This window comes from Actinomyces bovis, assembly GCF_900444995.1.
Classification (GTDB): Bacteria; Actinomycetota; Actinomycetes; order Actinomycetales; family Actinomycetaceae; genus Actinomyces; species Actinomyces bovis.
This window is the reverse complement of sequence record NZ_UAPQ01000006.1, coordinates 266,345-280,809: the sequence shown is the minus strand read 5'-3', so window position 1 is coordinate 280,809 and position 14,465 is coordinate 266,345. Positions and strand designations below refer to the sequence as shown.

Genomic DNA, 14,465 nt, shown 5'->3' with positions numbered 1-14,465 from the left:
TGGGATATGAGCACCGACCCAAATTCGGCATTTGATCCTCGGGACACGCCGCAGAGTTTCGGTGGCTGGCAGCCGCCTACAGCCAACCCTCAGCCACAGCCGCAATCCGCGCCAGAGCCACAGTTTGGTGCCTACGGTGCTCCCCCGGCAGGTAGTTATGGGCAGCCAGCGGTCGACGCTGGTAGCCAGCCTTGGCAGCAAGCTCAGCCGCAGTATCCCGGAGGCTTTGGGGCGCCTTTCACGGTGGCCCCGAAGCCGGGCATCATTCCGCTGCGCCCACTGACCTTCGGCGAGATCCTAGAAGGTTCGTTTCAAGCGCTGCGCGTGAATCCGAAGGCCATGTTTGTGCCAGCCCTGCTGGTCATGGCCGCCATTGGCGTGCTGGCCGCCGCAGTCAATGCCTTGGTCCTGCGGAACTTTGACCTAACGGCGATGTTCGACCCGAGCCGCGCCGAAACCATCAAGCCTGAAGACAGCCTCATGAGTTCTTTGGCCATGCAATCAGGCTCCCTGCTAACAGCATTCCTGAACCTATTTGCCACAGCAATTCTTTCCGGTCTCCTTATAGTCGCAGTCTCGCGCTCGGTGTTGGGGCGGGTGGCAGATCTCGGCGAGACTTGGCAGCGCACCAAGCGGCGTATCTGGGCGCTAATCGGCCAGACCCTACTAATTCAGCTAATCGTCATCGCCACGGTCTTGGTCTGCGCTCTGCTCGCAGTGGCGATCCTCACCGCAGGAGCCGGTGCCACCAGCGGTTTTGATAATCCCTCGGTTGCCACAATCATCGCGATCGGCCTGTCCATCATGGTGTTGGTCGTGGCTGTGATCGCAGCTGCGTTGTTCTTCCAGACCCGACTGCTGGTGGCACCTGCAGCTCTGATCCTGGAGGACGTCGGCGTCATCGATTCAATCAAGCGGTCCTGGCAGCTCACCAAGGGCTCCTTCTGGCGAGTGCTGGGCATGAACCTTGTGATCTCCATCCTCGTGTCCATTGTCAGCGGCACCCTGGGAGGGATTTTCGGCATGGCCGGGGGCCTCTCGATAGTCCTGTCACCCAAGGCATTCGCGCTGTTCTTGTCACTGACCACCTTCCTGACCTCCGTGGTAACCGGCCTGGTCTTGCCCTTCCAAGCTGCCGCCAACGCCTTGATCTACATTGACCTGCGGATGCGCAAAGAGGGTCTGGACGTGGACCTGCGCCGGTCCGCTGCCTGAGCTCGCAGAATGCTCCCACCCATGCTCCCGCACCTGCTGCTGCCCCTGAGCGGGGCGCCGGCCACGCCGGATGCAGACTCGGCCCGTCAGGCGGCGCAGGAAGAGCTAGCCAAGCCCGTTTATCACCCCCGTCCCAGCCTGCTCCAGCTGATCTGGCGGTGGTTCCGCAAGCAGATTGAGAACTACGACCTGCTCCCCGACAGCCTGCCCACCTGGGTGTCCATGCTCATCGTGCTCGCGGCGACGACGCTGCTCTTGGGCGTTCTGGTGATCCTGCTGAGCCGTTTTACGCGGGTACGCCGCAAACGCCGCTCGGAGGCCTTATTTGACGCAGACCTGCGAGACGCCGCCACACTGACCCGGGACGCAGATGCCGCGGCCCAGGCCAGCGACTTCGCCACCGCCGTGGTTGAGCGCTTCCGTGCCATCATCCGTTCCCTTGACGAGCGCGGCTTACTGGAGGACTACCCCGGCATGACGGCCCATGAGGCAGCCACGCTAGCCCGCGAGGCACTCACTAACGCGCGCTCCAAGCATGGGGCCCGCCTAGTGTTGGACCACCAACTCCAAGAGGCAGGCAACCTTTTTGACGCGGTGCGATACGGGGAGAGTGCGCCCACCAAACAGCAGGACCAGTGGATGCGTGACCTGGCAGCGCAGGTTGAGTCCTGCCAGGTGCCACAGCCCGCTGCCTACCATCTGGTGGTGCCCCAATGAGCAATCCCCAGGCAAGCACCCAAGCGCTGGCTGGGCCCCCCACAGACACGGTGGCGACGGCGTCGGCCCCACCTGCGGGCTCCGCTGCCTCGCAGTCAAACCAGCCGACCATACGCGAGCGGCTGCGACGCGCCCGTCCCGTTGTGCTCGCCCTGCTGCTCCTAGCGGTGGTAACGCTGATGACCAGCAGCTCCGTTGGCACTGGTTCCAAAGTGCCCCTGGCCCTAGACAACATCAAAGGCGACGGCGCCCGCGGCTTAGGCGAGGTACTGCGCAGCTACGGGATCCGTCCCTACTCCGTGCAGACCATTGAACAAGCCATGACGGCCGTGAGCTCTGACCCGCATAACACCACCCTGGCATTGGTCGGCGTCGGCTCCCTAACTGACGCTGACCGCGAGGTGCTGACCTTGCTGGGTGCAGACATCACGGTTGTGGGCACCACCTACCAGGACCTAACAGGTATGGGGCCACTGCAAGCTTCCGGCCAGTCCGCCCCCGCCGGCACAGCGCTCTCCCCCAGTTGCGACGACGCCGACGCGCAGGCCGCGCAGGCCCTCGATGGCAGCCGTGGTTCAGTGACCCTCCCCAAAGGCGCCACAGCCCCAGCACAGCTGCAGACCTGCTTCCCAGTGGGCACTGGCTTTGCCTACGCCTCCATGCACCTGCCCGCGGGCGGCACCTTGCGGCTGATTGGTGACGCCTCAATCGCCACCAATGCCAAATTAGCCCAGTCAGGCAACGCCGCCCTAATGGTGCGCGCCTTGGGGCACCACAAGCACGTGGTCTGGTTCGACGCCGAGCACCCCGGCACTCGCTCAGTCTGGGACGCAGTATTCCTGCCGCGCTGGGCACCCGTGCTGATGGCACTGTTGTGCGCCGCCGCCGGGGTGCTAGCCCTAGCCAAGGGACGCCGCATGGGCCGCCTGGTCCGCGAGGACCTGCCGGTGGAAGTGCCTGCCGCAGAGACGACCATCGGCCTGGGCCGCATGTACCAGCAAGCTAAGGACCGCGAGCATGCCGCGCGAGCCCTGCGCATCGGCGCCGCACTGCGACTAGGCCGCCGTCTGGGCTTGGCACCTTCGGCTGATGGCGCCGTGCTGCTAGACGAGCTAGCCCGCCGCTGCGGTACCCAGGAGGGGCCCGCCTTACGGGCCCGCGCTGACCTACTCCTTTACGGCCCACCCCCAAGCAACGACCAGGAGCTCACTGCCCTGGCCGATCAGCTCGACCAACTCGAGAGCGAGGTTCAACACCGATGAGCACCCCCACCACCCCCACGCCAGACCACCGTGCCCGCCTCGTAGATGTGCGCTCAGAGGTCGCTAAGGCCGTCGTCGGCCAAGACGCTGCCGTCACTGGTCTGATCCTGGCAGCTCTGGCTGGCGGGCACGTCCTGCTGGAGGGCGTGCCCGGTGTAGCCAAAACCTTGCTGGTGCGCTCCTTAGCCACAGCTCTAGACGTAGACACCAAACGCATCCAGTTCACGCCCGACCTCATGCCCGGCGATGTCACCGGTTCCTTGGTCTACGACTCCCGCACGGCCGAGTTTTCCTTCCGCGAAGGCCCCGTGTTTACCAACCTGCTCCTAGCGGATGAGATCAACCGCACGCCTCCTAAGACCCAGGCAGCCCTGCTAGAGGCCATGGAGGAGCGGCAGGTCTCAGTGGACGGGCAGCCCCGCCCCTTGCCGTACCCCTTCATGGTGATCGCCACCCAGAACCCGGTGGAGTATGAGGGCACCTATCCTCTGCCAGAGGCCCAGCTGGACCGTTTCCTGCTCAAGCTGGTGCTGCCGCTGCCAGAGCGCGCGGAGGAAGTCGAAGTGCTTTCCCGGCACGCCTCCGGCTTTGATCCGCGCAATCTGCCCGGCGCAGGTCTGCAAGCTGTAGCTAGCGGCCAGGACCTGGCGGAAGCGCGCGAGCAGGTGCGCACCGTCGGCACCTCCCCTGAGCTGCTGGCCTATGTGGTGGACCTAGTGCGCGCCACCCGTAGCGCGCCCAGTGTGGCCCTGGGGGTGTCGCCCCGTGGCGCCACCGCACTGCTGGCAACCTCCCGCGCCTGGGCTTGGTTGTCTGGCCGGTCTTTCGTTACCCCGGACGACGTCAAGGCTTTGGCGCTGCCGACTCTGCGCCACCGCATTCAACTGCGCCCCGAGTCGGAAATGGAGGGCGTCACCACCGAGTCGGTTATTACCGGCGTGCTGCGCTCCGTGCCGGTCCCCCGCTGAGCCGCCTAGTTTCCGGAAGGAGGCCCCGTGTATCTGTCCGAACGTGCTGCCGTGTTCATGCTGCTCGGGGTTGTCCCAGTGCTGATCTGGCCCCGTCCTTTGACGGTGGTGCTCTGGCTGCTGGCGCTTATGCTGCTGGCCTTATTGGACGTGGGGCTGGCAGCCTCCCCCTATTCCTTGCAGGCCGGGCGCAAAGTGGATCGCGCTGTGCGCTTAGATGAGACCACGACGGCGACCCTGACGATCTCAAACCAGGGAAAAAAGGTGGCTAAAGGCCTGGTGCGTGACGCGTGGGTGCCTTCTGCTGGCGCTAGCAACACCCGCCATCGGCTAAACCTGGGGCCAGGACGCCGCACTCGCTTGCACACTCAGCTGCGTCCCACCCGCCGCGGAGACCGCGTCGCGGACCTGGTTACCGTGCGTCTGGCGGGCCCTCTCGGGCTGGCAGGCCGCCAAGCCTCCCTGCAGGCTCCGGCCCGACTGCGAGTCCTGCCTGCCTTCACTTCACGCAAGCACCTGCCCAGCCGCCTGGCCCGCCTGCGGGAGATGGATGGGCGCAGCGCCGTCATGGTGCGCGGGGCGGGCACTGAGTTTGACTCCTTGCGCGAGTACGTGGTGGGCGACGACGTGCGCTCCATCGACTGGCGCTCCACTGCCCGTCGCGGCGGGGTGGTGGTGCGCACCTGGCGTCCCGAACGGGACCGGCGCGTGCTACTCATCCTGGACACCGGGCGACTGGCCTGTGCGCGGCTGGGGGACGCCACCCGCATGGATGCACAAATTGAGGCCGCTCTGCTCCTATCGGCCTTAGCCTCGCACGCCGGTGACCGGGTGGACGTCGTCGCCCTGGACGAGGAATTGCGCGCCCAGGTGCGGGGGCAGTCTGGCGCGGCGCTAATGGCAGAGCTGGCGGATAGCTTGGCCCCGGTGGAGCCGCGGCTGGTGGAGACCAGTTGGCAACTCATCACCCAGACGGTTGGGACCATGCTCTCCCAGCGCGCACTGGTGGTGGTGCTGACCGCCGTGGATCCGGGCGCCACTGACTCTGAGGCGCTGCGGCACCTAGCCTCATTGGCCCGGAAGCACACCGTGCTGTTGGCTTCAGCCACCGATCCGATGCTGGGGCAGCTGCGCCAAGAGCATGGGCAAAGCGACCAGACCTATGTGGCTGCGGCAGCCGAGCACACGCTGGCCCAAAATGAGACCGTGCGCGCCCGCCTGAGCCGCAGTGGCGTGGAGGTCGCTGAGTCTGAGCCAGACCGTCTGGCTCCCACGGTGGCCGACGCCTATCTGGCCCTCAAGGCAGCGGGGCGGCTATGACCGCCCGACGCCGTCGGTCCCTGGAGGCGCGCGGCTCAGCCAGCCACAGCTACCCGAGCGCCGGCATCCTCCGCCTCCAGGTCACCAACCAGAGCGTCACCGGTGGCACTGTCCTGCGCGCGGGCGCCAAGCACCAGTGTGTAGGCCAGGAACAGAGCCAGAGCCAAAACCCCCAGCGTGATCTTGAAGGCCCAGGGAATCGAGGCCCCGGTTACAAAGCCCTCGATCAGTCCGGCAACTCCCAACGAGATAGTCAGTGCCACGGCCACCGTGATAACGGTGCGTCCCTCCTCCGCCAGAGCGTCGGAACGACGCCGGTGCCCGGGCACCAGCAGGGTCCAGAAGAGTTTGAGGCCTGCCCCTCCAGCCACAAACACACTGGTGAGTTCCAGCAGGCCGTGAGGCAGAATCAGCGCAAAGAACTCCCAGGTCAGGCCGTGGTCGATAAGCACCGCGGCGCTCTGCCCCAAGACCATAGAGTTGCTGAGCATTACCCAGGCGGGGATCACTCCGGTAATGCCGCTGGCCACGCATATCGCAGCGATGCGGGCGTTGTTGGTCCACACCTGGCCGGAGAACTCCTGCGGCGCATAGGTGGTGTAGTAGGCGGCAAAAGCGTCATTGGCGTGGGAGTCAAGCTCCTTGGGCGTGCCCATGGCACTCATCGCGGCAGGGGTGCGCAGGGTCCACCAAGCCACCACAGCTGCCACCAACAAGCAGGCCACAGTGGTCCACCAGCTCCACCAGCGCACCCGGTACAGGGCAGCTGGCATAGTCGTAGTGACGTAGCGGCGCAGCACAGACCAGCCAGACCGGCTGGTTCCAGTGACCCGACTGCGGGCACTGGCTACCAGGGAGGAAAGCTCTGCCACGACTTGTGGGTCCGGGGCACTGGTGCGCACTCGCGACAAATGCCCGGCAGTCAAGCGGTAAAGGGACACCAGTTCATCGGCTTGCTTCCCCGTCAGGCGCCGGATGGCAGCCAACTCCCGCAGCCGATCCCACTGATGCTGGTGGGCGGCAACAAAGGCATCAATATCCACAACCCAACTTTGACACGGCGGTGACCATGGAGACCTCATCCGAGCGGAGGATCGAGCAGGAACGAATGGTGACGGGTGAGGCCGTCGTCTTGGACGTGGTGCCTGCGACTGTCGGCTCACGCCTGCTCAGTGGGGCGATTGACTACGGCATTATGGGCGCTGGTACCGCGCTGTCACTGGCCACATTTATATCGCTGGCGCCAGCGAACACTACTGTCGCCGCAGCCACGACCATCGCGGCCTTAATCATGGTGTTCTGGGCGGTGGCCGTGCCCGTGACGGTAGAGACCTTGAGCCGCGGCCGCAGCGCTGGCCGCCTGGTGGTCGGCACCCGGGTGGTGAGGGACGACGGCGGGGCAGTGCGCCTGCGCCACAGCCTGGTGCGGGCGCTGGTCGCGGTGGTGGAGGTGGCTTTAACCTCCGGCGTTCTGGCGATTTGTGCCTGTATTGTGGCGCGCCGAGGCAAGCGCCTGGGCGATCTGCTGGCAGGCACCTATGTGATTCACGAGCGGGCCACGGCCAAAAGCGCCCCGCCCCTGCTGATGCCACCTGAGTTGGCCGAATGGGCGCACGGCACAGACTTGCATGCGCTACCGGGGCACCTAGCACTTGTGACCCGTAGCTTCCTGCAGCGCACCACCACCCTGGACCCAGTGGCGCGGCAGCGAATCGCCACCTCGCTGGCGCAGCAGGTGCTGCCTTTGGTGGCACCGCCTCCGCCTGCTTCCACCCACCCTGAGCGCTTCTTGGCGGCAGTGCTGGTGGAGCGGCGCAATCGGGAGCTGGCTCTGGCGCAACGGGACCTGCAGTTCGAGGAGCGGCTGCGGGCTAGCGAGTCAGCGCCCGCTTATTCACTGCTCTGAGCAGTTTGGCGGGACGGCAGTAGCTTAGACCTTTCGCTTCATGCGGCAGGAGCACGGGCACGCCGTCACGCACGGGGTAGCTCAGGCCCGCACTGGGAGACAGCAGCACTGGAGCGCCGTCGGAGTCGATGCCGTCTGCCAGTTCCTCACCGGTGACGGGGCACCGCAACTGCTGGCGCAGCCAGGCGGGCAGCGCCGCAGGCCGGGACTCACAGCTTGCGGATTCAGCGTTCTGGCCGAGGTTAGGGCTGGTCATCATGCTCCTGATTCAGGTCCTTTTCCCCACGCAAGACGCGCAGGTGACCGCGACGGGTGATCTCTCCATCCCCGGGTGCGGCCAGCAGGGAGGCCGGATGTGGCAGGCTGCCAGCCCGGCTTAAGCGCTCCGCGGGCACCGGTGCGGGCCGGGGGGCGCGGGAAGCCTCCCGGACGGCGTCGGCCAAAGCAAGCAAATCGTCCTCGCTGGGAGCTGCCGGCTCGAACTCAACGTTCAGGCGAATCACCTGCCAGCCGCGCGGGGCGGTAAAGGAGGCGACGTGGTCGTCGCACAGGTCATAGGCTTCGGGTTGGGCTTCTGTCGCCAGAGGTCCCAAAACAATCGTCTGGTCCGCGTACACCGAGGTCAAGGTAGCCACGGCGGGGCGGAAGCACCCGGACCGGCGGCAGTGGCGGACTGTTCTCACGGGGTGAGGCTACCGCATCGTGGCCGCCTGCCTGTCTTGGCGTCTAGGCTGCCGCACGTGAGTTCTGTGCCTTCACCAGTCCCCCAGCCGACTCGCCGTCGTGACCGCCATGGCCGGGGTCTGCGCGGTCCGCTGTTGCCTGCGGCCCTGCCTGCCTGGCGCACTCCTTCGGAGCGTTTTGATGAGCTAGTTATCCGCGTGGTACAGGACTTGAGCCGACAAGTGCCGCAGGTGGAGTCGATCCAGTTTGCGGTGGAAGAGGTGCCGCCTTCAGACCCGGCGCCCTGGGAGCGAGGGATTGTGCTGGGGCGTGGTTTCGCTGCGGAGCCAAAGGCCGGTTTGCCCGCGCGAGTGGTGATTTACCGGCGTCCGGTCACCTCGCGTGCGGCTGATCGGGGGGAGCTGGTGGAGCTGGTGCATCGGGTGGTGGTGGAACAGGTAGCCACCATGCTGGGGCGGCGCCCGGAGGAGATCGACCCGCAATACCCGCTGTAACTGGGTATTGCAGCCAGGGCCCTGCGACTATAGGGCCCTGTGCCTGGGCGTCTAGTGCAGCAGTATGTTTCGGGCCGCCTGGGCTTGTGCGCCCGGGACGGCTGGCACTGCGGAGATTAGCGTGCCTGCTTCCTCACCGGTCACCTCCATGGTCACGACGGCGGCCGCGCTGCAGCCTTCGCCGTCGGCGCTGATCTGCAGGACCGAGAGGTCTTCCGGCAGGCCAGTAACAGTGGTGGTGGTGCCGGAAGCCAGGGTGACGTCCTGGGTCCAAGTGCCGTCGAGGCTGCGCAGGGTGACCACGCGGCTCGCCTCCGCAGAGTTACCTATAACCAGCTGCGATTCGGCACCCCAGTGTTTTGGCAGGGTCAGATTGCCGCCAAGCTCCAGGTTTGCGTTGGCGGCTTGGAGCCAGGTGCGGTCGTGCAGGAGGGCGCCGGAACGCTCGGGGAACTCACCGGCAGACCGGACCAGTTGAACGGCGGCACCCACCGGCATATCTGAGGTGGTGTGCAGGGTGTAGGTGCCGGGTTCCACCCCGGCCAGGGACACGTCAAAGACTGCACCGGGGTCCACGACGATGGCTTCCGCACCGGCCAGAACCTGTTCACCGGTAGCCCCCAGCAGGCTGACCTGCACTGTTGCGGAGGAGGTTGAGGGGTTCACCAGACGCACCAGGGGCTGGTCTGAGGATGCTGCTGAGCCAGTGCCCTGCCCCTGTTTCTCAGGCTCTACGAGGACCACGCCGGGCACCACCTGCTCGGTGGCTGGGTCTGCCCCAGGCACGATTACCTCCACGCCTGCAGGGGTCTCACCGTCCAGGGTCTCTTCAACTAGGTCCACCCCCACGGCCCCGCCTTCCGCGACGACCTGCACGGCCAGTCGGCCATCCGCAGTCACCGAGTCAGAGGTGCCCAGGTAGACGGATTCTGTCTTTCCGGGAGCAATAACCGCCTGTCCCCCACCGGGGAGGTCCACGAGCCCGGTAGCGCCGTAGGCGGTAACTGAGGCGGACACAGTGGTGGTTCCCGGGTTGGTCAATCGCAGTTCGGTGTAGGCGCCGGGACGCGAAGCCCCAGCCACGATCCAAGCGGCAGTTCTGGGTGCCGTGCAGGGCGCTATAGCCAGGCCCCTTAGGTCACCGGATTCAAAGAGAGTGGCGGTGTGGCCAGTGCCTTCGGCTAGGGCGGTGCCGCTCTGGGCAATGCTCAGCAGGCCGCCTTCGGCGCTGTCTAGCTCGTAAAAGCTGCCGCTTTCCAGCGCCTCTTCCCGGTAGCTGGCTTTTGCTCCGGGGACGACCGCCACTGCGGTGGCCTGCTTGGCGGCGTCGTAGTTAGCCACCTCTAGGCCGTTGCTGGCGGCCTGTGGGCAGATCAACTGGTGGTCTTGCTTGGGCGCAGCCAGGGGCTGGGAGTGGACCGGGCGGACCGGATCCACAGGAACTGCTGGGTTGATTAGAGCAAGCCCACCCAGGCCGGCCAGCATGGCCAGGCCCGTGACGGGGCCTAGCGCTGCTTTGAGGGTTTTGGGTGCCGCCTGCCGCAAGGAGCCGCGTGTGTCCTTCCAGATCTTGCCGATGCTGGGGCGCTGTGAGCCTGGGCGAGAGCGGCCCGTGCGGATGCGTTCGCTGCGGGTGCGTGAGGTGCGGTATTTGCGGGGCTCTGCCATCAGTCGTTCCTGGGACGTCGCAGGGGCAGGGCAGCCAAGGCGGTGATGCCGCAGACCACCCAGATCGAGAGGGTGAGCAGGCGGGAGACCAGGCTGGTGTGGCCGAGTTCAAGCTGTCCGCCGGTGGCGGGGAGTTCGAAGGCCTGGCGCCAGCCCGCAGGGTCGGCGATGGGCTTGAGTGGCTGGCCATCTAGGGTGGCGCGCCAACCGGGGTCGGAGCGCTCCGCCAGATAGAGGGTGCGCTTGGCCCCGTCGGAAGCGGCGGGTAGCTCCGCGCTCAGGTGCTGAGAGTTCCAGGGCAGGAATTGCGCAGCGCTTTGGTCGCGTCCCTGGATCAGTGCGCCGGATACCTCTGCACCGTTGCCCAGGCTAACCCGCCAGGCTTTACCCACTTTGGTACTGGCCAACTGCTCTAGGCCCGGGGTGGCGGCGATGCCTGCGGCAGCTTCGGTGGTGCGGGAGGATAGATCAGTTAGCAGCACCACGGCAACGCCGTGCCGCGCCAAACCGGCGGCCGCATTGTCTTGCTGGCCGGCGGTCAGACCGACGACGAGTTGGGCTAGATCCTGGGTGGCGGCGTCCGAGTTGAGGGTGACGGCGGGGCCAGCCTGGCGAGCTCCGCGCAGCAGCCCGGTATTTGACTTGGTTTGGGTCACAGTGGTGCCAGTCTCTTTGAGTCGGGCTGCGTCAGCGGAGGTAGCGGCGGGAAGCACATCCGCCAGCATCACGCCGTCGCCCCGCCATAGGGATGCAGTCAGGCCTTGAGCATCAGTCCCAATCGCCAGGACCCGCCCACCAGTGGTCCGCTGCGTCTCGGCGGCGATGGCGGGCACCGAGCGGCTACCGCTGTGCAGCATCATGAGGGGGCCGCCGGAGCCCGCATGGGTGCTCCAAGACCAGGTGCCCAACAGGCAGGCGGCGAGCAGCAACGCTAGGCCGTTGAAGAAGCCCACCGCCAGGTGCCTCCAGTCAAAGGTGTGTCGCACCAGTTGACTGTGGAAGCGGTCAAGCAGCACCACTGCGGATAGCAGCAGCCCGGCCTGCATCAGGCTCACCCCGGCGCCAGCCCAACCGGGGACGGTCACCAGTTGGCCGGAGCCCGCACCGGTGGCATCAGTGCCGATGCCGGTGGTAGCTCGCAGGGAGAGCATGGCGCAGCACACTCCGCCCAGCGCCAGGACTAGGCCCACGCGGGCACGGCGGCCGTGCCGCCCAAGCAAGGGCAGGGACAGTGCCACCAGCAGGGGCAGGAACAGCAGACAGGCCCGCGTGATGGAGGTGGCAATAGTTCCGAGTCCCAGGCTGTGGGGGTCTGCCGGAATGCCTAGCAGCAGGTCCAGCGAGCTGGGTGCCGTCACGGCAACCGGCGCGCCGGTGACGGTTGCCAACGTGTGCGCGGCCTGTGCGAGGGCGCGAGTCGAGAACAGGGAGCCCGTGCCTCGGGCGGCCTCGAAGGCGGCCCACCAGGTGGGCGTCAGCAGGGCGACGGTGGGCACGGCAGCGAACAGGAGCCGTGCGTTTAGGTGGCGAGTGCGCAGGAAGCCAAAAACAATTGCTCCCAAGAGCAACAGCGCCACCATGGAGCCCACGCCGGCGTCTGCGGAAGCGATCACCGCTAACAACAGCCCGGCGGCGGCAGCCGCAGTGGTTGACCCAGGGCCGTATTGCTCGGTGGCGGCAGCGCGGATGCGGGCACCGCGCCTAGTGGAGGCTGAAACGACGACGCCGGTGGCGTCATCCATAACCGGTGTAGCGGGGTCGTCGTCTACCGGGCCGCGCGGCTGGCCGGTCTTGAGGCTGGCAGCTTTGCCGGTGGGCTCAGCGTCTCGGGATTGTGCCCCGGAGCGAGCCAACTTGGCTAGCTCAGCGCTGCGCTCCGCCTCGAAGGGCTTGGACTTGCCGCGGTCGGCGCTGGAGAGCCGTTGCGCACCAACCATGCCGGAAAGGATCACGTCGCGGCGGTCAGCACCCAGCGCACGGGCTAGAGCCAGCATGGCCCACGGCAGGGTCAGGTGAACGATGACGGCGGGCAGGCGCCCCTGCCCCACCCCCAGGAGCAGTGCCGGTGCAGCGGCCCAGCTAATCGCGGCCCAGGCACGTACTGCGGGCCGACGGCTGATCGCTCCGGCGGCATACCAGGCACCGAGCGCTGCCAGAGGGACAGCCAGATGTAGGAGCAGGCTGATAAGCGTTTCCGCCTCAATCCCTAGGGGGCTGAGCCCGGCCAGCGCCACTGCCAAGACGGCTAGGAGCGGGTTGGGGGCGGTGGGCACGCCGTCGCCGGTAAAGGCCCAGGTGCTCCAGGCGGCAGACCAAGCTTGCTGCCAGTCCAGGCCTAAGGCGGTCAGTGCGCCTCCGGCCAGATTGCGGGTGACCAGCACTCGTGACAGGGCAATGCCGCCGGCCACTGCTGCCAGAACCAGAACCAGGCCAAGCACAATCCGCCGGGTGGTCTTGATGGCCGCTAGCTCGCGTACCTCAAGTTCGCTGGGGGCGGCGGCGCGGGCTGCGCGTTCACGCTGCTGGCGGTTGTGGTCGCGGCGCTGCGCTTGGATGCGGTAGGGGGTGGTGTAGAGCTCGGAGAGGAGGGCGCCGTTGGCGGTGCCGATTCCTGCCAGCCGACTGCGTTCTGCGGCGATAGCTTCCCGACGGTCAAGCACCGCGCGGGCGGCCTTGAGTTCGTCCATGGCCAGACCAGGATCTTTAGCCAGCAGGCGCCACAGGGCCCGCGCTCCCGCTAGCACCAGGAAGTACGCCAGCAGCAGGCCTAGGGGCTTGCTGGAGAAGGAGGCCCAGGAGCTGAGCTGTGCGGTGCGGCGGGCGCGGAAGGAACGATCGGCGTTAGGCTCAGCGGGCCTTGTGGGGGTCGCGGTTCCCTGTGGGGCCTCAGTTGTTAGCGTCCTTGGTGGGCGCAGGCCCAGGTAGCTGGCGCGGCGGTGGCGCAGGCGCGCCTGTGGGGCGACGACGACGCGGTGCCCGGCAAGTCTGACGGCCCGCGAGAGTTCCAGGCCGTCCCCGAAGATCGGGAACATTGGGCTGGGGCCGCCGAGCTTCTCCCAGACGTCGCGGTCGATCAGGGCGCCAGCGCTGCCGACGGCGAGCACGTCCGAGCGGTCGTCCAGCTGCCCCTGGTCAATCTCTCCTTCAGCAATGTCATTGGCACGCCGGGCCGATGCGGTGGTCACCAGGCCGACTTCTAGGAGTTGCTCTGGGTGATCCCAGTCCACCTGCTTGGGCCCAGCTAGGGCCACAGAGCGGGAGGTAACGATGGCCTCTACCAGTTCCTCTAGGCAGTTGGGCTCGGGGGCGCAGTCGTCGTGGAGCAGCCAAAGGCGGGAGTGATCCACGCCGACGGCGGGCACGGCGCTTTGGGCTACCTGTACGCGCTCTTCTTCGGTGATTGGGGACATGGCGCCGGTGGGACCGCTGAGTGTGCCTTGGACGCCGATGCTGGTGGAGGCTCCGGCACGTTTGCGCCAGCGGTTGCCTGAGGCAACCAAGGTCGCATAGGCCTCCAGACCTTGGCTGACGGCTTCGCGGAAGCCGCGTGCCTGGGGGCAGCGAACGATGCGAACGAGTGTGGCTTGGTCGAGTTCGGCGGCTTCGACCACTTCTTCTACTGGGGTGCCGTCACCTAGACCGTTCTCCCGTGAAGCAATATCCACTAGGAGTACGACGTCTGGCGCCAGGGTCTGTGCAGCTAGGGCACGCAGAGATTTAGGCAGGTAGGGCGTTACCCCGGCGCAGACGAGGACCGCGATAGTCCCAGTCCGCGGCAGCGATCCTTGCTCGACGGAGCTACTCATACCGCCCGGCGCTTGAGCTTGCGGCGCTCGCGCTCGGACAGTCCACCCCAGATACCAAAGCGCTCGTCATTGGCTAGGGCGTACTCGAGGCAGTCCTGACTGACAGGGCAGTTGTGGCAGACTTGCTTCGCTTCGCGGGTGGAGCCACCCTTCTCCGGGAAGAATGCTTCAGGGTCGGTCTGGGCGCACAGCGCCCGCTCCTGCCAGGCCAGGGGGCCATCGTCCTCGGCACCGAAGATCGACAACAGCTCGGCGTCGTCATCGACAGTGCTAGGACCGTTGATCGGCCCTTCGCCGAAGATGTTCCACATGACGCCTCCCTGGCGAATCACTCATATCTGACTCTGCAAATTACACGTGTGTCGTCCGGCCCAGTCAAGCCCAAAAGTGGTAGCTAACTTACATAGACACCAGACCGGCAAGCC

13 protein-coding genes are annotated in these 14,465 nt (G+C 66.5%); 7 read left to right on the top strand and 6 right to left on the bottom strand.

The features are described from left to right. The first annotated feature begins 6 nt into the window (after nt 1-6). The 5 genes from DR039_RS04890 to DR039_RS04870 are packed head-to-tail and all read left to right on the top strand — an operon-like array spanning nt 7 to nt 5,482. Nucleotides 7-1,215 carry a glycerophosphoryl diester phosphodiesterase membrane domain-containing protein gene (locus tag DR039_RS04890; RefSeq protein WP_126622191.1) on the top strand — a complete coding sequence of 403 codons (1,209 nt, stop codon included), beginning with the start codon at nt 7-9 and terminating at the stop codon, nt 1,213-1,215. Between the two features lie 21 nt (nt 1,216-1,236). After that, a complete protein-coding gene (locus DR039_RS04885) occupies nt 1,237-1,932 on the top strand; it encodes a DUF4129 domain-containing protein (protein WP_170166850.1) in 696 nt (231 codons plus the stop codon). Next, nucleotides 1,929-3,194: a DUF4350 domain-containing protein gene (locus DR039_RS04880; RefSeq protein WP_111836274.1), complete on the top strand. Its 1,266-nt coding sequence runs from the start codon at nt 1,929-1,931 to the stop codon at nt 3,192-3,194. Before DR039_RS04885 ends, DR039_RS04880 begins: the two co-directional genes overlap by 4 nt. Next, nucleotides 3,191-4,162 carry an AAA family ATPase gene (locus DR039_RS04875; protein ID WP_111836273.1) on the top strand — a complete coding sequence of 324 codons (972 nt, stop codon included), beginning with the start codon at nt 3,191-3,193 and terminating at the stop codon, nt 4,160-4,162. Before DR039_RS04880 ends, DR039_RS04875 begins: the two co-directional genes overlap by 4 nt. Nucleotides 4,163-4,189: 27 nt before the next feature. Beyond that, complete coding sequence (locus DR039_RS04870; protein WP_111836272.1) at nt 4,190-5,482, top strand: DUF58 domain-containing protein; 1,293 nt, start codon at nt 4,190-4,192, stop codon at nt 5,480-5,482. Nucleotides 5,483-5,517: 35 nt separating this feature from the next. Here the strand turns inward: DR039_RS04870 and DR039_RS04865 are convergent, their stop codons facing one another. Beyond that, the gene (locus tag DR039_RS04865) at nt 5,518-6,525 is read right to left on the bottom strand and encodes a stage II sporulation protein M (RefSeq protein ID WP_111836271.1); all 1,008 of its coding nucleotides are present in this window, start codon (nt 6,523-6,525) and stop codon (nt 5,518-5,520) included. A 26-nt stretch (nt 6,526-6,551) separates the two neighbouring features. Here DR039_RS04865 and DR039_RS04860 point away from each other — a divergent pair, with 26 nt between their 5' ends. Next, the gene (locus DR039_RS04860) at nt 6,552-7,388 is read left to right on the top strand and encodes an RDD family protein (RefSeq protein WP_111836411.1); all 837 of its coding nucleotides are present in this window, start codon (nt 6,552-6,554) and stop codon (nt 7,386-7,388) included. Here DR039_RS04860 and DR039_RS04855 read toward each other — a convergent pair. Together DR039_RS04855 and DR039_RS04850 are read right to left on the bottom strand one after the other, a co-directional pair. Next, complete coding sequence (locus tag DR039_RS04855) at nt 7,354-7,644, bottom strand: Trm112 family protein (RefSeq protein WP_111836270.1); 291 nt, start codon at nt 7,642-7,644, stop codon at nt 7,354-7,356. The two genes, DR039_RS04860 and DR039_RS04855, sit on opposite strands and share 35 nt — an antisense overlap. Then, nucleotides 7,631-8,071, bottom strand: a complete 441-nt coding sequence (locus tag DR039_RS04850; RefSeq protein WP_111836269.1) for a DUF3499 domain-containing protein — start codon at nt 8,069-8,071, stop codon at nt 7,631-7,633. Before DR039_RS04850 ends, DR039_RS04855 begins: the two co-directional genes overlap by 14 nt. Nucleotides 8,072-8,128: 57 nt before the next feature. On the opposite strand from DR039_RS04850, the gene DR039_RS04845 reads away from it, so the two are divergent. Continuing rightward, nucleotides 8,129-8,566, top strand: coding sequence for a metallopeptidase family protein (locus tag DR039_RS04845; RefSeq protein ID WP_229116809.1), 438 nt, complete (start codon nt 8,129-8,131; stop codon nt 8,564-8,566). A gap of 51 nt (nt 8,567-8,617) precedes the next feature. Here DR039_RS04845 and DR039_RS04840 read toward each other — a convergent pair whose 3' ends face one another. The 3 genes from DR039_RS04840 to DR039_RS04830 are packed head-to-tail and all read right to left on the bottom strand — an operon-like array spanning nt 8,618 to nt 14,351. Further along, the gene (locus DR039_RS04840; RefSeq protein WP_111836268.1) at nt 8,618-10,234 is read right to left on the bottom strand and encodes a DUF5719 family protein; all 1,617 of its coding nucleotides are present in this window, start codon (nt 10,232-10,234) and stop codon (nt 8,618-8,620) included. Further along, nucleotides 10,234-14,040, bottom strand: a complete 3,807-nt coding sequence (locus tag DR039_RS04835; protein WP_111836267.1) for a glycosyltransferase — start codon at nt 14,038-14,040, stop codon at nt 10,234-10,236. Before DR039_RS04835 ends, DR039_RS04840 begins: the two co-directional genes overlap by 1 nt. Further along, the gene (locus DR039_RS04830; protein ID WP_111836266.1) at nt 14,037-14,351 is read right to left on the bottom strand and encodes a WhiB family transcriptional regulator; all 315 of its coding nucleotides are present in this window, start codon (nt 14,349-14,351) and stop codon (nt 14,037-14,039) included. Before DR039_RS04830 ends, DR039_RS04835 begins: the two co-directional genes overlap by 4 nt. Nucleotides 14,352-14,465: the final 114 nt, after the last annotated feature.